10 protein-coding genes are annotated in these 20,436 nt (G+C 54.3%); 2 read left to right on the top strand and 8 right to left on the bottom strand.

Going from position 1 to position 20,436, the window contains the following annotated elements:
* Positions 1–4: 4 nt before the first annotated feature.
* From V4U84_RS16190 to V4U84_RS16160, 7 genes are all read right to left on the bottom strand, one after another.
* Complete coding sequence (locus V4U84_RS16190) at positions 5–562, bottom strand: cohesin domain-containing protein (protein WP_334077542.1); 558 nt, start codon at positions 560–562, stop codon at positions 5–7.
* 78 nt (positions 563–640) lie between these two features.
* Positions 641–4,960: a CARDB domain-containing protein gene (locus tag V4U84_RS16185; RefSeq protein WP_334077541.1), complete on the bottom strand. Its 4,320-nt coding sequence runs from the start codon at positions 4,958–4,960 to the stop codon at positions 641–643.
* 22 nt (positions 4,961–4,982) lie between these two features.
* Positions 4,983–10,829: a sugar-binding protein gene (locus V4U84_RS16180; protein WP_334077540.1), complete on the bottom strand. Its 5,847-nt coding sequence runs from the start codon at positions 10,827–10,829 to the stop codon at positions 4,983–4,985.
* A 29-nt stretch (positions 10,830–10,858) separates the two neighbouring features.
* Positions 10,859–11,746 carry a carbohydrate ABC transporter permease gene (locus V4U84_RS16175; RefSeq protein WP_334077539.1) on the bottom strand — a complete coding sequence of 296 codons (888 nt, stop codon included), beginning with the start codon at positions 11,744–11,746 and terminating at the stop codon, positions 10,859–10,861.
* Positions 11,746–12,660 (bottom strand): carbohydrate ABC transporter permease, encoded by a 915-nt coding sequence (locus V4U84_RS16170; protein ID WP_334077538.1) that lies wholly within the window; start codon positions 12,658–12,660, stop codon positions 11,746–11,748. The genes V4U84_RS16175 and V4U84_RS16170 overlap by 1 nt, the downstream gene beginning before the upstream one ends.
* Positions 12,661–12,788: 128 nt before the next feature.
* Entirely contained in the window at positions 12,789–14,222 is a 1,434-nt protein-coding gene (locus V4U84_RS16165) for an ABC transporter substrate-binding protein (RefSeq protein WP_334077537.1), read from the bottom strand.
* A 107-nt stretch (positions 14,223–14,329) separates the two neighbouring features.
* Entirely contained in the window at positions 14,330–15,868 is a 1,539-nt protein-coding gene (locus V4U84_RS16160) for an extracellular solute-binding protein (protein ID WP_334077536.1), read from the bottom strand.
* 167 nt (positions 15,869–16,035) lie between these two features.
* Between V4U84_RS16160 and V4U84_RS16155 the strand changes: the two genes are divergently transcribed.
* Both V4U84_RS16155 and V4U84_RS16150 read left to right on the top strand, forming a co-directional pair.
* Positions 16,036–17,817 carry a sensor histidine kinase gene (locus V4U84_RS16155; RefSeq protein ID WP_334077535.1) on the top strand — a complete coding sequence of 594 codons (1,782 nt, stop codon included), beginning with the start codon at positions 16,036–16,038 and terminating at the stop codon, positions 17,815–17,817.
* A complete protein-coding gene (locus V4U84_RS16150; protein ID WP_334074427.1) occupies positions 17,795–19,384 on the top strand; it encodes a response regulator in 1,590 nt (529 codons plus the stop codon). The genes V4U84_RS16155 and V4U84_RS16150 overlap by 23 nt, the downstream gene beginning before the upstream one ends.
* 50 nt (positions 19,385–19,434) lie before the next feature.
* Here V4U84_RS16150 and V4U84_RS16145 read toward each other — a convergent pair whose 3' ends face one another.
* Positions 19,435–20,361, bottom strand: coding sequence for an NAD(P)-dependent alcohol dehydrogenase (locus V4U84_RS16145; RefSeq protein ID WP_334074426.1), 927 nt, complete (start codon positions 20,359–20,361; stop codon positions 19,435–19,437).
* Positions 20,362–20,436 lie beyond the last annotated feature (75 nt).

The following is a 20,436-nucleotide window of genomic DNA, read 5'->3' as shown; positions in this document are numbered from 1 at the left end:
CAACCTAACTCCCCCCCTCCCGCCGGTCTTTTCCGACATTTGCGGCGGGATCTTTGATCGAAATTTCTACGACAGGTTCCTCGGCGGAACTCAACTGAATTTCCCGCGGGACCGCATCGACGGCTTTGATCTCCTGCAGAGAAACCTCCGCGTTTCCGCCGGTCAACGTACGGAAGCGGAACTTAGCCAGCGGAAGGTCTTCCGCCGCGTCCGCAGGCAGCGACTTTCTCGTAGCTGCGACCTGGATTCGCCCTGCTTCCGGATCGTTCTTGATCACCCAAGCCTGGAAAGGTTCGGAGATTTCCACGCTGTCCTTGCTGCGTAATTCAAGTAAATCCGGATCGTAGACAAGCTCGAATTGGATACCGAACAACCCCGGAACATCCTGGCTCTTGACGGATATGTCCACGAAGGAGCCCCGCTTCAACACAGCATTCTGGTCTTGCAAAAACAGTTCGATTTGACTTTTCGTCCGTTCTTCGGCCTGAACGGGATTTGCGGCCAAGGCGAAACATGCCGCCAATATCGTTATGCACGCCAGCCCATTCTTCAGTTCCCTCATACGGCTTCCTCCTTGAAAATCCCCCTGCGGCTTCCGCTATTTCCTCCGAATACCGCAGGAGAATTCTTATCAGGTTTATTAGGATTGCATTAATTGAAGCGCTACGTAACTGAGATCCTCAATGTCGATGACGCCGTCCCGATTGACGTCGCATTCCGCCTTGTAGCCTTCGTCTCCTCTTCTCGCGCCGAAAGCTTTTGCGACCAACACCAGGTCGTCAATGCCAACCTTCCCATCCCCGTTAACGTCGGCCGTGAGGACCGGGAGGGTCTTGCGAATCGGGGTTTCAAGAATCGTTCGCTTCCCTGTGCTGTCGGAATAGTCGGAACCTTTCAACAGCGTTAGTTCAAATTCACTTAATGGTTCCAGCCGATTGAAAACGAGCCTCAGCAATCTAGCATCGCCGTCCACCCCCGATTCTCCGTCCAGAGCGGTTCGGGTCCCGACGATTCTCACCCTGTCCGCTCTTTCTTGGAATGTCACGTAGGCATGTTCTCCGAACTCGTCATCGGCCTCGGCGCGGGCAAGCTTCAGTTTCTCCCGATCATAGTTCATATCGAAGACAAATCCGTACAGGTCCGATGCCTGCGAAGCCTTAAGAACGACCTCAATTTCTCCGTTTTGGCCGGGTGCGGCTTGAACTAAGTCAAAGTCGAATGAAGTCGGATCGCCGGGTCCCGGAACCTCGTCTTCAATCGTTTGAACGCGCACTTGGTCGATCCACAATTCCGAATTTCGGTTCATAAAGCCAACCGAACCGCCCGTGATGTCCGAAATCTGTTTCGTTTCCATTATCAGTTGGCCATTGATCGACAAGGAAATGACATCGCCCTTCGCTCGAATTTTATAATCGTTGTATTTGTTGAAATCGAAATCGGGAAGCTTGGCGGCGATCGATACCGGCCCGGACAAATTGACAAAGCCTTGTTCGGAAGTATATTTCCAGAAGGAAACCTCGTTGGCGCGGGCGCTAAATTCAAAAAAGGAATAAGCCTGAACGTTGGCGAATCGAACCAGGGCTCGCATCTGCTCGCCGGAACCGCCGCTGGTAACACCGGTCAAATACCTGGCTTTGAATGAAAAGTCATAATCCCGGTTCGTTCGCTCATAATCGGCCCAAGCCGTGGACTTCGCCACTTTACGGACCGGATTTCCGTTGGTCGCCGTGCTCGTTCCCTTCATCACCTTGGATCCGATCGAAGGATCGCTCACTTGTGACCAACTGCCGACGCTTCCGCCGCTATCCCAGTTCGTGACGATATCTCTTTCGAAATCATCCGCGAACAGCTCGCGCAGAGCTCCGCCCACCTCAATCGGGCGGTCGAATCGATTGTTGCTCTGATTTTGCTCCTGCCAGCCTATAGCGCGTACCGAGACGGATAACGAGTAAGAGCCTTCTTCCTCAAAGGTCCAGGGTTCGCTGGACACCGTAACGGTCTCGCCTGCGGCGAGCGCACTTGGATGAGCGATCGTCGAAACGGGATCGCCATTCAAGCTGAACACCACCTCAAAGCCTCCCGGCAAGCTTGACAACCCGGCGTTGCGAACCGCCGCCTTGAAGGTGAGCTCTTGGCCGGCCTTTGGAATTTCCGGTTCGGTCCCAGCGCCGGTCACGGACAAGTCGGGTTCCCCGGTTGGGCCCTGGATGGTCCAGTTGTCAAAATCATATTCGACGGTCTCCCCGTCATGCATCAGCCTAAGAATCGGGCTCCCCACTTCCTGATGCATATACGGATTATCGATGAGCGGCCACGATGTATAATCGACGGATTCCCCGTTAACGCTCCGTTCGCCGTTGAAGGTTAAGCTTAATGTATCTCCGGCAAGCGAATGATAGACGACGGTGGGATTCGCTTCATCCAACCGGGCGGCCTCCACCCTCGTGCCGGATTTGATCGCTTCCATGAAACGTGCGAGTTCGCTAGCCCGCCGTTCATCCGCCGTCTTGCCGTCATCCCCCGCTTCCGCATAATCCCCCGGGTCGGCCGTCTCCACGATCACCGCATTCTTCAGGCCTTCGCTGCGAAGAACGGGGATGGCCAGCGGCCCGACCGACTCTTCGGTCCAGCTGTAAGGCTTCATGATTTTGACCGCCAGCAGCACATTGCCTTCATGCGCAAAGATCCAGCCGCTTGAATCCTCGACCGTATCGATCACGCCGGACGGCAGCGGCCCGGCGATATATGGCTTCGGATCGCCCGCCGGAATTTGGGTCACGGCCAGCAGCGTTCCTCCATGTTGAAGCACCTGCTCGTATGGCGTGGCCCCTGACTGTAGCGCACCGTTTTTCGGATGAGATACATAAAAAGTGCTGAAAGCGTCCTCAGACTTCCATCTGACGAACCACCGGCGCAGTTGATCCGACCACCCCAAGGTACCGTAGCCGTCAAATTGGCTCGCTACACCGTAATGTTCCGCGATGTAGGTGGTCTTTCGATACCCGTGCGGCCAGTTCAGCTTGCTCGATGGATACTGATCATGACTTTCGAGATTTGTATAAGGCTCGCCCCGTTCGGCCGCCGCCGCTCGAATCAATTCCGGCACGCGGTAAGATGAGACAGCCGCAACTACGGAATACATCCCCTCCGGATAATTGAGTTCATTTTTAAGGAGACGCGGCCGCTCTTCTCCGCCAAGATACAGCCAGGCCATAGTCGTTCCGGCCGCGCCGAGTTTGGGGCTCATCCCCATATAATCGCGAACCGTGGATGATACCCAATACCCGTCCAGCCAATCTGCGGCCGTATTGGCGATTATCCAATCGAGCGCCATTTTGGCTTTTTGCTTCATTTGCGGATCATCGGCCAGATCATGCAGCATCAGCAAGCATTCGACATAGAGCGCCCAATACGTTGTGGAGTCGTATTCCTTCATGCCATACTTCACGAACCGCTCCAGCATATCGCTGATATCCCGTTCGGCGAACGCTTTCGTCGCCTGCGCCTGGCTCCAATCCGGCCAGGTTTGGGCTACCAGATAGCCGGCCGTCCGGAATTTGAGAAAATGATTCTCCGTGCTTCCATTATTGGAATAGTCGGCGGCAAGCATATTCGCTTTTACTTTCTCTCTGAGCGATACCGGGTAGAGGTGGCCGTATTTTAAATAGGTGTCGATATTGGCGGTATAAAAAAACATGGACGCGCCGGCGGGATTATTGTTGATGCTGGCGATATATTCCAATCCCTGTTCGACATCAACGCCGAGCGCAAACCTCGCCTGGGCGTGGAAAACGGCTTCCTTCACCCACAGCGTACGGTCCGCCTGCGTAGGTTCGCTCGTGGCGAGAGTTTGCAGAACATACTCTGCCCGTTCTTCAAACTCGGTCCGCTCCGCAGCCGGCTGGCGCACGGCAAAATAGTCCATTTTCGCATTGTTCCGGTCGTCAGTTTCCTGTATCTCCGCGCTCACCTCGGCTTGTAAGGCGTAAGTGCCCAAGGAAGCCGTCCAGGTTGTCGTTCCCGTCACGGTTACCGTATCGCCCGGTCCCAGACTCCCGGCATAAACCGCATCGGTTACCGTCGTATCATTGACGACAGGATTTAAAGTGAATCCCACCCGAATGTCCGAGTCCGTCAGGGTCCCCGTTCCATCATTCCGGATCTCCGCGCTGAATGTGACTTCATCTCCCGGTTCGGGTGCGGATGGAGCCAGGTGAACCGAGGATACCGAAAGGTCGGGCAACTCCGGCGGAATATGATTCGGATCCTGGTACACTTCCAGCTCGGCAAATTGAATGCCGTTCGGATTGGAGTTGGACGTTCCGGTGAACCGGACATACCGCAAATCCGCGGAAGCGAACTCCAATTCGACGCGGTGCTTCGGGTCTTTTTGGAACGAATAATTCCCTTCGGGAACAAGCGTCATGTATGTCTCGCCGTCCCGGCTTCCTTCCACGGCAATCGATTGCGTTCGCGCCGTCCAATTCGGACCCAGGCTCATGGCCACGCCTGCGACGGGATAAACCGATTCCAGGTCGATCGTAATCGACGCAGGTTTTGCCGCCGATTCCCATTGCGTGGAAAGGTCGCCATCGTTCGCGTTGACGGCGACCCGGCCGCTGGAGGAAACCTGGGAAGACGCGGTGATCGGTTTGCCACGGGCCAATTCCTTGCCCGGCGTCGCCGCGGCCGCAGATACCTCCAATTCCCCGGGTTCAATACCGCTATTCTCTTCCGGGACATTTTGATCCGGGACGTTATCTCCCGGGGTATTTTCTTTCGAAACGCTCTCCATCGGGACATCCTCCTCCAGCAAAATACGTTCAGCGTCCTGCGTTACCAAACCGGCAGCTAAAGCGGCGTTTTCGGAAGCGGCTGCTGCCTGACCGGGCGGAATGGGGCAAATAGTAAACAAAAGCGTTATGACGAGCAGAATAGACCAGCATTTGCTTATTTTCATACTTCTCCTCCTCATCATCCTTTTAAAGGGCGGCTTCCGTCGGAAAGGCAGCAAACTTCTTCGCCTGGAGAATACGGATAGCGACATAGGCGAGGTCGATAATATCGACGCCTCCATCCTTGTTCATATCCAGATTCGGAGCATAGTTTGCCTCACCATCCCTGGCGCCGAACGCTTTGGCGATCGCCACAAGCGCACTGGAACGCGGCTCGGATCCCGTAATGGCAAAGGAATCCGCCACCGAAAGCGGATAGGCGTCGTCGGAACCGGTTGAAACACCAGCCATACTGTTGGAGACGGTAACCTGATCCGTGGCCAGGGTCGTGCGGCCATCCTGCTGCCGCGCCGCAAACACAATCCGCAGCAAGTCCGCATCGCCATCGATTCCCCGCACCCCGCCCAACCGGCTGGCGGCAATGCGCAGCTTGCCTCCGAGATCGGAATGCATCAGGAAGCCATCGCCGTTATCGCCGCCTTCCCGGAAAGGCTCCAACAATTCCATCGACTTGAACTCGAACAAGGTCGAATCATAATCGATTTCCAGCTCCATGCCGTACAGGTCGCTCGCCTCCTCGACCGAGACGGTCAACACCGCCTCCTCGCCGACTTCCACAATGCTTTTGTCCGCTTTCAGCTTGATTTTCGCTTCTCCCTCCGGCGTCTCATGGCCGTCCTCAGGTTTCACCAGCGTGAAGGCGTCATAAGCGCCGGGATTTTTGCCGTCCGCCAACCCCTTCGTCCATTGGATGAAATTGTCCCGGCCCATCTGATAGTCGGCATCGTTCACCGCAAGATTATAACCGATCTCAGTGCCCTCGGCCAAAGCAAGGTGATGGATCATACTGGCCGGCAGCGCCGTTTCGTAATAGGTCGTTTTCGCCGCTTCATCGCGGGTTATGCGGTACGGAAGCCCGTCACTGACATTTCCGTTCGGATTCGGCGAACGGGAGAAGAAAATATTCGCCAGGTGGCGTCCATCGTCATGGCGCGCAAATCCCCACTCCATATCGTCGTTGTTATAGGAAGCCGTACTGTCCCGCAGCGGATCAAAGGCGACCTGCAGGGAATCGTTTTTCCATAGATTAGGAGCGTCTTCCGAACTTTTGTGAATGTTGTCCTTGACCTCCACCGCGAGGTACAAATTGCCGTCATCCCACATCCCAAAGGCCTTCGCGTCCAGATTTGCCGGATCGTACCGCCCGTTCTGATTCCGCTTCGCCCCGCGCAGGTGCACCGGGTAGGCGGTCTTCCAATCGTCAAGGTTCCCATCGATGACAGGGGGCTGCGGGCTGAACCGCACAAGCAGAAAGTCGAGCGGTACCTGCTCGCGCAAGAGAATACGCTGGCCGTCCGGTTCGGTAATGATCAGCTCGTTGATGTATTCGTGATAATCGGACTTTGTCCTGTAGTTCCACTCAAATTGCATCGTCACCGATTGGTTCTTGGCCAAATTCTCGAACGTATCGCCGGACAGCGGCCGTAGCTCTTTTCCGTCCGGGGCAAGCACTTTGACTTTGCCGCTTTTCGGGGAATTCGATGTGCCTTTGATTTGAACGGTAATGCTCTCCAGATCGCGAACATCTTCGCTCACGGGCAAAATCTCGGCCTGGACCGTATCTTCGACCCGGAAATCAAGCTTGGCCGCGTCGACCGGTTCGCCCGCTCTTTCAACGATGACCATCGGCTCGTACGCGCCGGCTGCGGCGCCAAACGGTACCGAAAGAGGAAAATCGAATTCGAAAACTTCATGAGGACCGATGTCCGCCGTCAGCTCGGGGATGGCGTCCCAGCCTTCCGGAACTTGGAAACGGACCTTCACTTGCTGCTCCTGTGCCGTATCGTTGGCTACCGTGCCCGTAATCGCGCTCGGACTGCCGGCTTCGCCCGTCATTTGGATGGGCGTTACGTTCAGCCACACCCCGACGTAGACGGGCTTATCGGCGGCGATAATCTGTTGGACCGTACCCGCAAATTCGTGGGCAAGCAGTCCGTACACATCGCTTTCGGCCGCATTCCCGCGCGAAGCGTGTTCTTCCGCCAATCGCCCGTACCGGTTCGCGCGCATCAGTGCCGCGGTGGAAACCGGCAGCAGATTGTCCTCCCCTTTGGCCGCCGTATAAGCTTGGTTTGCGTTTTCCAGTCTTTCCTCGTAAGCTGGCGTGCCGCCCCCCGCTCCCGACGACGCCTTCAAATAAATCAACGCCTTCGAAACCGACTCGGCATAATAATAAAGAGATTCCAAAGCCGCAAACGTCTTGGTCCGGTCCAACCGGCCGGCTTGAACCTCGTCGGCCATGCCGCTCATCAGACCATAGATATCGCGAATTCCTTGCTCCGTCTGATTTGCTCTCACGGAGGGATCCGCCGAGGTAAATGCCGCCGACAAGCCGGACTTGATCGTCTCCAGCTGCTGCATCAAGCCGTCAACGACCGATGCATTATCCGGCGTTTCCAGTTTCGCGATATCCGCCGACACCGCCAGATGGCTATCTTCAACCGCCTGCGCCGCGGCCTGGAGAAGCACCTCTTCCCCCGGATTCATCACGTAAACCGGGGAACTGGAAACCGTGATGTCCAGGCTGTCTCCGTTGACATGCTCGATCCGTTCAACCCCGTTGATGTCCCGTACCGTAACGCTGTCCCGATCGGATTCCAGCCGGATTACCGAAGTTGGCGGAACTTCCGCGGGATTATCCTTATGGTCGACGGAGCGCCAAGCAACCACGATCGGCTCGCCGTCCTTCAGAAACACATACGCCCGCTCCCGGTTGTCTCCCGTGTCGATGCGGCCGACGTATTCGGCTTGGTCCAGCGTCGTCATCATGTTGCCCACGGCCGGATAGGCCAGCTTCGGACGTCCGTTCACATCCGTAATGCCCCAAAACACTTCGTAATAATTTTCATCGGTACCGTCGTTCTTAAAGTTGTAATATTCCCAAGCGCGCACCTCGGGCCGGGTCAGGTAGATCAAAAAAGCGCGGACGATGTAATCCCGCTGAACTTCCTCCGAGACGTTCGGATAACCGCCTTTCGCGGTCGGCCATCCTCCTTCGGTCAGGTAATAATCCTTCCACCCTCCGTATTCGTCGATCATGGCCCCGATATCATTGACAAACGCTTCGATGGCTCCGTCCGGCATCGCGTTGTATACGTAGGGATGCCACGAAAATGCATCGGCATAATTGTAAGCGCCCAAGCTCAGTTCCTCCGGAAGCACACTTCTTACGCTTGACGTATGGTCGCCCGCAATGATCACCGAATCCAAATCGGCGGCTTTTGCCGCGACATAAGCCCGTTTCCACTGTTGGACCACTTCATACGGAATATAAGGTTTCGTAAATAACTCCGGTTCATTGGGCGTCTCATAGTTTCGGATCTTTCCTTGATATCTGTCGACGCTTTCATAGATGAAATCCTCAACCAACCGCAATCCTTCGTAAGAAGCCGCCTTCTTCGTATCTTGAATAAAACCGAACACGGGAATATGGTTCAATCCGAAGCTGTTGATTTTGGACAAATAAGCGTCAACCTTGCTGTAGTCAAAAACCGGATTGCCCGAGGAATCATAACGTCCGGTAAAAATTTCGGACAGATTCAGCCCGCTCCGGTGATGCTTTGCCCCCGTCTTGCGCACCGCATCCATGAGATCGTCACGCCAATTCAAGTCATAATGCGTGTTAAACCCGAATTTCGATGCCATATCGAGATCGGGTTCACCTTTTTCCGGGATCTCGCGCATGATCGCCATCCTCAGCCGCTTGGTCGTTTGCTCCATCGGTACGCCGTCGATCGCAAGATTCACCTGGACATCGTAAGTACCGATCAAATGGGACGGCAAGTCGAAATATATCGCTTCATCCGCCAATCCGTACGCGTCCAACGCATATTCCTTTTCTCCGGAAGTGACCAGCGCCCGATCTCCGTCCGCCCGGTACACCGTATATCCCACCTTATACGTATGCGCTTCCGATCCTCCGGCCAAATGCAAGTGGATGCCCGCTTGTTCATCGGGTCCGTAAATGCCCGTAAAATTTCCCGCCGGCTCTACGTTATAAATATGCGACGGTTTCAACGGCAAGACTTCAACCGCATCGATCATCAAGTCGATGCCGTAGACGGTACCGAATTGAATCCTTCCCTTCTCCATCCGGAGTTGATCGAAGTCGTCCACGGAAATCACTTTCGCTCCGTTGATATAGAGTTCGTGCGTAATGCCCGATACGCGGAGTTCATAGTCCACCCAGCGGTTTTCCAGAGACTCGTTATACGTGCCGAGGTAATAATTTCCCCCCAGCTCGGTTTTTCTCATAAGGAAGTACCGCCAATTATGCGTACCCCACTCCATGGCATAGTTGTTGTTATCATCGTCCATGCGGTAGCGCAGTCGCCATACATTGTAATCCTGGTTGCTGGTTCGTTCGTACTTGGCGCGAAACTTGATGATAAAGTTGTCGATGTTTTGATACATGGGTGCCGATAACGTCGCCGTCGGGAAAATTTGTCCCACCCTGCCGTTCAGGCGCAGCACCTTCTCTCCGGTAGCAAGCTGCGCAACCTTCGCGTCGCCTCTGACGTTCCAGCCTTCCGGCACCGCGCCAACCTGTATGTTTTCAAAATCGCTGGCGTACGGCTCAAGTTTTCCGATCGGGACGGTCACCACCCCTGATGCCGGAAATCTTGCCGTTCGTCCCTCGTCATCCTGGGCCGTAATAAAGTAAGACACCGCCTCGGAACGGTTCGATCCCGGCACAAGCATCGTAAACGTCTTCTCCGTCTCCTGTCTTGCGGAGAGGCTTTGCTCGGCAGAATTGTTCCCGTAGCGGTAATAAACGGCCGCCGTGACCGGAGCGGTTGTATCCGCTACTTGAAAAACGACCGGCACATCCGCGTTGTACTGGGCCTCACCGGCCGGCGTATGCGAAATCGCCAGCTGCTCAAGGCCGCTTACCTTGACCGGGTGCGTGACCGCAACATCGGCAACCATCATATTCACGCCCTGGGAACGGAACCCGATTCCTCCGGCCGGATAACGGTTGGCGGGATCGGTGGCGGAGATGGCCGGCTCTCCGTTAATGAACAGTGTAAACGTATCGCCCCGCACTTGAATGCGGTAATGATTCCACTCCGCCGGATCGTAGAAGGCCGTTCGGTTGGCGGTCAGGTTTCGCTGGTACACGGTATTGTCCCAATAGTGCAATTTCAGCGTAACGGTTTCCGAGCTTTGGGAAAACAGCGCTTCGATGGAATAGAAGTCCCCTTCTTCGTTCGAGCGAAAGAAGAACTCGCCGCGTCCGTCTGTCCGTGAGGAATACTTCGCCATAAATTCCACGTCATAGTCGCGCCATCCGCCGGTGTCGATCCCGGTCAGAAAGTTCCGCGTATTCGGAGCAACCGCTTTCATAACGGGGTACTCCTCATCGCCGACGACCGACCACTGTTCGGGGGTTTGGGTCCAATGCTCATTCGTGAAATCTTGATCCGTAAAAGTATCGTGATAACCGGTCGCTTGCCGGTTTCCTGCCGTATCCACCGCCTCAATGTAATAATGAAGCGTTTGATGTTCGGCGGAGGAAGTCGGCGGGACCGCTGCCGTAAACAGCTGGCTCTCGTTCCCTGCCATAGGAACGCTGACAAACTCCCCGCCGTCCTCTCCGTGACCATATCGGTAATGCAGTGAAGCCGTGACCGGCAAGGAGGAGAGAATCGTTGCGGTAACCCGCGCGCCTTCGCTTGCCTGAACGGCCGTAAGCGGTTCGTGGATGATCCGGATGGCCGATTCCTCCGCGGATACCGACAGCGGCAAGGAGGTGCACCATAAAATCACGATCATGACCAGGGAAATTGCACGCTTCAGGGCTCTGTCCGTCATTTCCCGATTCTCCTTTACTCTGGAATAGTTCATCCTTTTACAGAAGACAAATTCACGCCTCGGATAATGTATTTTTGTAAGAAGGCAAAAATAATGAGCGGGGGCACCATGACGATGGTTAGGATCGCAAACTTTACATTTTCCTGGATATTGTTGGTTTCGCCCGAAAGCACATATTTATAAATGACGGAGGCGATCGGGTATTTCTCCGGACTTGTGATGACTACGCCCGCCCAGTACCACTCGTTCCACGTTTGCGTGAAGCCGAAGATGAGGATCGTGGCAATGATCGGCAGCGATAACGGGAAAGCGATTTGCAGAAAACAGCGGATCTCCGATGCTCCGTCCATGCGGGCCGCTTCGAACAATTCTTTATGGATGCCGTCGAAAAAGCTCTTGAGCAGCAGAATCCAGAAAGCGTTGGCCCCCGCCGGAAGCCAAAACGCCCAGTAGGAGTCTAGCAGGCCGAGGCTTTGCAGGTTTAAGTAGTTCGGAATCATGTACGTCGCCGAAGGAATCATCAGTGTACACATAAAAAATAACGTAAAGGCTTTGCGGAACGGGATCTTTAGATGCGACAGGCTGAATGCGGCCAGGCCGATGAAAAGAATGGCAAACAGCATATTGCCCGCAAAAATCAGAAACGTATTTGCCATATGGCGGCCCAGATCCACATACTTCAGCATGTCGCCGAAATTCGTCCACACCCATTCTTTCGGCAGCAGCGTTGGCGGGAAGGTATAGATGTCGGTTTTCGTTTTGAAGGCGTTAAAGATCGTGACGAGGAACGGATAGATCATCGTCCACGCTACCGCCACCAGCATAACGACCATCACCCCGTAACCGAATTTCACCCTTATCCGCTGCATGTCGTGGAAGGAGATAATCCCCCGCTCCTGATGCGAATCACCCTTCATTATTCGTCTCCTCCTTTTCTCTGCAACGCATACAACAAGATCGACAACAGCGTCAGCGTGACGAACAGCAGCACGCCCATCGCCGATGCCTTGCCGAAGGCGAATTGCTTGAAGGCGCCGTCAACGACCAGCAGCATATACGTGGTGGTCGCTTCATTCGGTCCCCCGCCCGTCATCGCCAGCTGCGGTTCGTAGGATTGACTGTTGGCGATCAGCTGCATGATCAGCATCAGCAGAAAAATGTGGCGGACCGACGGGAGTGTAATATGCTTGATTCTCTGCCAAATGCCCGCTCCGTCCATCTCGGCCGCCTCGTATAAATCCTTGGGGATATTCATGACCGCCGCCAGGTAGATTAGCGCCGTAGAGCCGAAATAATGCCAGGTGTTCATGAGTACGATGGAGAACATCGCCACCGATTTGTCCGTCAGCCACTCTACCGGCGGCAGCTGAAAAACCGACAAGAAATCATTAATCGGACCGATCGGCTCGTAAAGCCATCGCCACATTCCGTATAAGGCGACGGCCGGAACGATGTTCGGCAGGTAAACGACGAGCCTCGCGGTCGCCTTGAATTTCCGCAGTTCCGAGATGGCGGTTGCCGCAACCGCGGGCACCCAATAGCCCATGACCAAACCCAGGAACACGAACCAGAGCGTATTGCCGATCGCTTTAAAAAACGCATCATCCTGGAAAATATCCCGGTAGTTTTGCAGGCCGACAAACGTATTGCCGCGGATAAAATTAATGTCATGCAGACTGTAATAAACGCCCATGATGATCGGTTTCCATAAAAAAACACAAAATATCACAATTTCCGGAATCAAAAATACCAAACCCCAAAAATAAAGCCGCGAATGCTTGACTAACCTGCTTCCGCTCGCCGGTTTGTGCGCGGCCAGTTGCGTCTTCATGCTCCACCATCCCGCTTCCGTCATATTGGGAAGCCTATCCGAACCGCCCAGCTGCGAGGTAAGGATAGGCCTCGTTTTGGCTCTATTGGCCCTCTCGCGAACTCCACGCAAGCCCGCTGGCAGGCCGCCTACAGTTCAACCTTGTTCAGATAGTCGGCTTGCATCTTGTCCGCGCCTTCCTTCAGAAGCTCCCGCAGATCGGCATCTTTATTGCTGAAAATCTCCTGGATGATTTTGGTCATGATCGCATAGTATTCTTGCGCGTGAAAAGGGGGCTCCGGCATTGCGTTCGAACTGTAGAGCTTCAGGAACTCGGGATCGTATTCGTAGACAACGCCGGGGTATTTGGCGTACATTTCATTCATCCGCTGCGCATACTCGGAATCCGGATTGTAGTATGGCATCAGTTCCGGAATATGCATCTGCTTGTTATTCTGGCGTTCCTGAATTTTCAATTCCTCGGTTTCGATGCCGCTGTCCTGGAAGTAATCGAAGGTGATGAACTTGAATGCCATCTCCTGCTGCTCCGGCGATTGCTGCGGGTTAATCACAAAGAAATTCCCCCCGGTAATGGCATAGTTCGGCGAGCCTTTCGCCATGCCGGGCAGCGGATAAATTTTGGCGTCCTCCGGCGCAAAATCGCCGTCGTTAATGCCCGTGTTGAGTGATCCGGAGTGGAAAATGATGCCGAGGCGGCCCTGCTTATACAAGTTCGATAAATCCGGATTGGCCAGATTCCAGTCGCCCGGCAGCACATTGTGCTTCCATCTCAAGTCGCGGTACAGTTCAAGCACCTTCAACCCCGCTTCGGAATTAAACGTTGCCGTCACCTGGCCGTCCTTGACTTCCTCGACGAAATCGCCCGCCTGATACATGAAGTTCGTCAAATTCCAGCCGGCCGCGTTGCTTTGCCCGGCTACCGCGAAGCCGGCGATCCCTTTGCCCGGATCATTGACGGACTTGGCCGCCTCGATCAGTTCCTCCCACGTCCAATCGTAGGCCGGAAGCTCGGCCCCCTTGTCGCGGAACAGTTTGGCGTTAATGCCGACGCTCATCACATAGCCGCCTTGCGGGATCGCATAGTACTTTCCGTCTATGTTGAAGATATCGAGCAGTTTCTGATTGATCTGATCCTTGAAGTCGTAGCCGTTCAGCAATTGCGTTATGTCGGCGGCATATCCTTTATCGGTGAGAATCTTCGCCTCGGTCGCGTACGTGTTGAAATAGGACGGGGCCTCTCCGGCCGCCAGCTTGAGCCCCAAGGTGGCCGCCCCGCCGTCGCTGTAGAACCAGTCGCTCTTTTCAGTGACGACGTTCGGATATTTCTGCTGGAACCGCGCGATTTTATCATCCATCGCCTTGCGGTCCACCTCCTGATCAGGCGGCGGGTACTGCACGGTAATGGTGATTTTTTCGGCTTGCCCCGCTCCATCCGGATTGTCTTTGGCGGATCCGCCCTCTTCCGATTTCGCGCTCCCTCCTCCCGAACCGTTGCCGGAGCATCCCGCCAACGCCAGCATGAACGCGAGCGCCAACAACATGATCATCTTGGTCTGTTTCATTCTTATCCAGCCCCTTCCCTGTTGTTGATTGATTGATGTGTTGAGTTACGAATCATTATAGGTACAAAAGGAAGGGACTTGATTTCGAATTCTTTGGTAAACGCTTTCTATTTTTTGTAGGTCGTCAAATACCCGCCTTTCCGTAAATCGTTCATCATCGCTTCTCGAACCGTGTCGCCGTTATACACATGATCATGCTTTGCCACGTAGTCCATCCAGCTTTGGTCGTCCAGCGGCACATTGCCGTATATGAATCGGGCCGCCATCTGTTCGCGGAATGACTTGAGCCCGTCGATCAAATCGGCGCGTTCCAGCGCGTACCCCATCGAATAGACCGATCCCCGCTTGCCGCCGTTATCAATCATACTGCGCACTACCTCGAACTGCCGCTGATCCGGGAACATGGCCCGCATCACGTCTTCGTCGTCCAGAAACACGCTGCGCTGGCCGATTAAACTGTAGACCTCCAGATACTCATTCTGCTTGCCTTCGAGCAACCGCTTCTGGCCGCCCTGAAGAATGTGATTGACACCTTCTTTACCGTAAAGAATCAAATCCCGTCCCTCTTCGCTGTAATACCAGTTCATAAGCTCGATAATTTTCCTTACCTTCTCCGGAGACTTCCCCGCCTTTTCCGTGACGCCGACGGTCGTGGGCACACGAATCATCGGCCAATGCGAGCCGGTCCCCGCCGGCCCTTGCAAAGGCGGCAAGTAGGCAATCTCCGCTTGCGGATTATGCGTCTTCATCTGCTGCATCAGCTCGGACGGGTAGCCGGTGTAGTGAAAAATGCCGACCTGGCCCTGCACGATCTTTTCCCGCTTTGTATTGGAATCGTTGGTCGCCATGTCCGCGTCCAGGGCGCCTTTTTGCATCAATCCGTTCATAAAAGTCAGGTATTCCCGGTATGCGGGACTGGTCCAGCCCCCTTTCAGCTGCCCGTCGAGCAAATACTCATCCGGCGACGTATTGCCGGTAAAGGCCGAGATTAGATCCCAAAAATCCTGACAGCTCATGCAGCCCCCGGCGGTAAAGCCGTAGGTGTCCGCTTTGCCATTTCCGTCCGGATCGCCTTTTGCGAATGCCTCGGCGACCCCGGCAAACTCCTGAACGGTTCGCGGTGCTTCAAGCGACAACGCGTCAAGCCAGTCGCTGCGGATGAACATGCCCTCCACGGAGGGGCCGGTCCGGTTGGGGATTCCGTGATAATAGCCCTCGTCATCCGAGATCGATCTCAGCATATCTACAGTGATATAATCCAGATGTTCCGGCAGATCACCGGGCTTCAGCACCTCGTTAAGCGGCATGATGTACCCCTGCGTGCGGGCGGTCCGGTAATCCATCATGTTGAAAAAATAGATCATGTCCGGCATATCGCCCGAAGCGACCCGGGAGGACAGCTTCGTCCTCCAGTCCTGCGACCTTCCGGTCGAGAAGTTGAACCGCAAATCGATATTCAACCGCTGGCGAATCGTTTGCAGAATCAAATCTTCTTGCGGATCGGGAAATTCCACATTGTACGGATACCATCGGTCCACCTCCAGTACGATCGGCGGCTCCTCCCTTGCGGGATCCGTACAGGATGCAAGCACCGTGCTTATCAGCAGGAGAGCCAGCATGCCCAGGCATTTTAGGTTGGCGACCATCCATAAACCTCCTCAAGTCAATTTCTTGCTTATATTTTGATATAATAGTGGTGCAAAGTGGACGCCTAATTTCCAAAAGATACGAACGTTTATCCAAAAAATTCGAAGGTTCGCCGCAAGTAAACTCGCGTTACAATAAAACAACTCCCATATAAGGAGCATTGTTGATGGCTAACGTTAAAGTGATGGGACTCGGCATTAAAATTTTTTGGATCAGTTTTTGCGGGATGGCCGGATTGATCGTGATCATCTGGTATTTAACGCAAAACTTCATGATGGATACGTTTAAGACCCAGCAAACCCGCTATGTCGCGAATTTGCTGGAACGCACGGAGGTCCATCTGAATTTGTTCATGAAAACGCTTCAAGGAAACCTGTTGGCATTGTCCCGGGACGAACGGCTGCAGACCGCTTCGGACGACGAGGCGATCAAGCTGATGGAGAGCTATCTTATGTACTGGAATCAGGATTTGAAAAATATGTATTTGATCCGTCCCGACCTGAAGGTCATCGGTACGTCGGACTACTTATGGGACATTAAAGGGCACCGCATGGCCCCGGACATCTATAAGGCGGTGGTGATGAGCGATCAGATGTATTGGTCGGAGCCGTATGTATCCGACGTTTCGGATCATACCGTCACCGCCGGTGTGAGCATTTACGATGCGGCCGGAAAGTTCTACAGCGTGCTGGCGGTTGACCTTGACCTGCAGAATATCTTGTCCAGCTACGGGCACTGGGATTTCTCGCAAACGGATGACCTGCTGATCGTGAGCCGTGACTTCCGGCCGATCTCCATTTATCACCCGCTTGTGGCCTATAATGCTTTTGATGACGAATATCGCGTCAAGGAAAGTTTATTCGTCCGCCTGGCGGAGGCGAACCGGAAGGAATGGAACTACCGCGACGCCGGCGGCAATGGATGGTTCATATCGCGAGCGCGCAACAACAATTGGGGTTGGCAGATTATGGCGGTGTTGCCCGAAAAGGAGCTTTACAGCAGCATCGGCAAAATCCGCTTCTATACGCTCCTGGTCGGACTGATCGGCGTGATGCTGTCCCTCGTCATTTCCTATTACTTGTCCCGCTACGTCTCCCGCCCGATTTATATGCTGATTCGCCAAATGAAAAGGGTCAGCCGGGGGGACTTTCAGACGCGCATTACACTGCCTTTCCGCGGGGAGATCGGCATTCTCGTCCACAATTTCAACCTGATGGTGCAGAAAATCAAAGGCCTGATGGACGAACTGCTTCAGAGCGAAACGAGCAAAAAGCAATACGAGCTGAAGGTGCTGCAGGCACAAATTCAGCCGCATTTTTTGTACAACACCTTGAATTCGATCAGTTATCTCGTGCGGCGGGGAGAAACCGACGATGTGGACCGCATGATTACCAGTCTGGTGGAAATGCTGCATTTCCATCTGGACAAAATCGACGAAATTGTCCCGATCCGCCAGGAGGCACAAGGCGTAGAGCATTACGCTTATTTACTGTCCATGCGCTATCCCGGCCGGTTTTCCCTGGAAGTGGAGTTGGATGAAAGCGTCAACGCCTTTACGATTCCAAAGCTGACGCTGCAGCCGCTGGTCGAAAACGCGATCTTTCACGGCATTTTGGCGGAAGACCGGTGCGGTACGATCGTGCTGACCGGCCGCGTGGAAAATGGTGCGATCGTGGTACTCGAAGTATCCGACGACGGCGTCGGCATCCCCGAGAGCAAGCTCGGCACCCTGCTGCGGACGGGCGCTAATGAGAGCCGTAAAGCCTATTATCATTTGGGCATCAGAAATATCCACGAACGGTTGCAGCTCCATTACGGTCCGGAGTACGGCCTCCATGTCCAAAGTATTGCAGGCGAAGGGACGACGGTGACGATCACGCTTCCGGCCGTTCCTGACGCCAACCTGCCGATGGGAGGAGACGAACATGCTGCGAGTACTGCTCGTTGATGATGAATATATGGTCCTGGACGCCCTGTGCAGCGATATTCGCTGGGATGCGCTTGGCATGGAAATCGTGGCTACCGCCGCGAACGGAAAGCAGGCCCTCCAGCGCTGCGCCGTCTATCAGCCCGATCTCGTCGTGACCGACATTACGATGCCGGTCATGGACGGCTTCGAATTAATGGGCGAACTGTCGAGAGATTTCCCCGACATTCGCTTTGCGATCCTGACCGCACACAAAGATTTTCAGTACGCCCGACAGGCGTTGTCGGCCGGCGCGCTGGATTACCTGCTGAAGACGCCGATGAATATCGAAGATATCGAAAAAACGCTGCTGCGCTGTAAAGATGCGGTGATCAAACAGAAGGATGTAAACCGGCGGGCTTTGCTTGGTGACCGGCTGCAGAAGGAGCACATCTGGGAGATTCGCCGGCATATGCTGGAGCAAATCCGCCGCGGCGTATTCAACTACTCGGGCGAAGCGGACAATTTGCTCCGAAATAGCGGAGACGGGCCCGAGCGGGCCCCGTATTTCGTGCTGTGCGTGCGCCTGCAGCAGCGGTCGGCCATTTTTGCGCAGTATCCGGAAAGCGACCATTCGCTGATCTCGTTTACCATGAATCAAGCGATTTATGAAATCGTCTGCGAGAAGGTCCTGGGCGACGTCCTTCCCCATGTCAACGGCGAGGCGTTCATCCTTGTGCGGAAACCGGTTACTGCGAGCAAAGCCGAAGCCGAAACGCAAATTCACGGTCTCTATCATGCGCTAAACCAGTGGTTCCGTAAATTTTTGAACACCCCCCTGCTGTGCGGCATCAGTCCGGTTTTTCCCGAACTGTCCATGCTCAAGCAGGGAATCTCGCAGGCACTGCAAACTCTGGAGATTCAATTCTATGACAACCGCGCCACACTGCATTTCCATCATGACTATCAGCGCGTGGTATGGCGCCACGATACCGATTACGATTGGGAGATCTTGACGGAGAGATTACTGTCCCAATGGTCCATGGAAAATATCGAGGGCCGCATTCAAGGACTACAGTCGCTTCAGGCATTCGTTCGGGAGAAACGTCCGCGGCCAACCAAGCTGAAAGCGAACATTATTGAGCTGTTGGAACGGATGGCGCTCCCGCTTAACCGCCAGGAATGGCTGCAGTTGGAATACAGCGACACGCTGGAGCATTGGAACGCCCAGCTCGAAGCCGTGCTCGGCAAACTGCAGAAGCCGGCCGCCGGCCGACAGGCCAACAAGCATCCGGATATTCAAAAGGCGCTTTCCTTCATCCATAACCATCTCGGCGAAAACCTGACCCTGCAAAAGGTAGCCGAACACGTCCATATGAATCCGAGCTATCTGAGCCATCTCTTCAAACTGCAAACCGGTGAAAACTTCCTCGACTTTCTGACGATGCTGCGCATCCAGAAGGCGCGGGATTACCTGCAGCGGTCGGATTTTAAAAACTACGAAATCGCCGAGAAAGTCGGGTTTACGAACTATCCGCATTTTTGTACGGTGTTCAAGAAGATAACGGGCTTAACGCCGGGCGAATACCGGCGCAGTGTTAGCGAATAGCGTCCAGCAGCCTTGGGTCGGGCTATATGTTTGATCGCCCGCTCCCGCTGCTAAATTTCACCGGCCTGCCCCACCTGGACGATGACGGCTCCTTTTTTTCGTCCGGTTTCCGCATATCTGTGAGCATCGGGAATTTGTTCCAACAGATAACGTCTGTCGATCACCGCTCTTATTTTTCCCGATTCCATGAGTTCGGACAGAAAGTGCAAATCTTCCGGCCTGACTTTGGAAATTCCCTGCCCGTCCACCGTCACGTATTTGCCGTTCGGCTTTAAGGCCCGGCTTGAATGCGACTTTTTCAGTTTTCCGACGGCATCGAAAATAAGATCGTAAAGCTCTCCGTGCTTCGTAAAGTCTTCCTTCGTATAATCGATCGTCTTATCGGCGCCCAATGATTTGACCAACTCCAAATTGGCGGCGCTGCACACCCCGGTCACTTCCGCGCCGAAGAATTTTGCCAGTTGAACGGCCATCGTGCCGACCGCTCCGGAAGCTCCGTAAATGAGGACTTTTTGGCCGCTCCGGACATTCCCTTTTCTTAAAAAATACAAAGCATTCGTTCCGCCCATTGGAACGGCCGCCGCTTCCTCATAGGTTGCATTGGCCGGTTTTGGAGCCATTACGCTGTCTTCCGGCAGGCAAGTGTATTCGGCATAAGCCCCGAATCTCATTCCGGTTAAGGCGAAAACCCGATCCCCTTGCTTATATTGCGTTACCCCCGCTCCAACCTGCTCAACTTCCCCCGCCAGTTCAACGCCGAGAATCGCTTTTCTGGGCCTTCTCAGGCCTAAGAATAATCGCATCGGAATCCAGAACAACAAAGGACTGTTAAAGCTGCGAACTCTTAAATCCCCGGACGCCACTGTTGTCGCGTGAATCTTGACCAGAACTTCATGGTCCTTGGGAACCGGCTTCTGAACCTCCGTCAGTTGAAGAACATCCGGTGATCCGTAATTGGTGCAAATCATCGCTTTCATCGATTTTTCCCCCATCGGCCATTTTTCAAAAAGTATAGCCCTTTGCGGTAGAGGATTGCAGATACTAAAGTATGG

Origin of the sequence: Paenibacillus sanfengchensis, from assembly GCF_036864765.1 — a bacterium.
Classification (GTDB): Bacteria; Bacillota; Bacilli; order Paenibacillales; family Paenibacillaceae; genus Fontibacillus; species Fontibacillus sanfengchensis.
This window is presented reverse-complemented; position numbering and strand designations above follow the sequence as displayed.

Coding starts and splice junctions, on each gene's coding strand:
- V4U84_RS16165 (WP_334077537.1), bottom strand. CDS start 14,222: ATGAAACAGACCAAGATGATCATGTTGTTGGCGCTCGCGTTCATGCTG.
- V4U84_RS16185 (WP_334077541.1), bottom strand. CDS start 4,960: ATGAAAATAAGCAAATGCTGGTCTATTCTGCTCGTCATAACGCTTTTG.
- V4U84_RS16155 (WP_334077535.1), top strand. CDS start 16,036: ATGGCTAACGTTAAAGTGATGGGACTCGGCATTAAAATTTTTTGGATC.
- V4U84_RS16170 (WP_334077538.1), bottom strand. CDS start 12,660: ATGAAGACGCAACTGGCCGCGCACAAACCGGCGAGCGGAAGCAGGTTA.
- V4U84_RS16160 (WP_334077536.1), bottom strand. CDS start 15,868: ATGGTCGCCAACCTAAAATGCCTGGGCATGCTGGCTCTCCTGCTGATA.
- V4U84_RS16145 (WP_334074426.1), bottom strand. CDS start 20,361: ATGAAAGCGATGATTTGCACCAATTACGGATCACCGGATGTTCTTCAA.
- V4U84_RS16175 (WP_334077539.1), bottom strand. CDS start 11,746: ATGAAGGGTGATTCGCATCAGGAGCGGGGGATTATCTCCTTCCACGAC.
- V4U84_RS16180 (WP_334077540.1), bottom strand. CDS start 10,829: ATGACGGACAGAGCCCTGAAGCGTGCAATTTCCCTGGTCATGATCGTG.
- V4U84_RS16190 (WP_334077542.1), bottom strand. CDS start 562: ATGAGGGAACTGAAGAATGGGCTGGCGTGCATAACGATATTGGCGGCA.
- V4U84_RS16150 (WP_334074427.1), top strand. CDS start 17,795: ATGCTGCGAGTACTGCTCGTTGATGATGAATATATGGTCCTGGACGCC.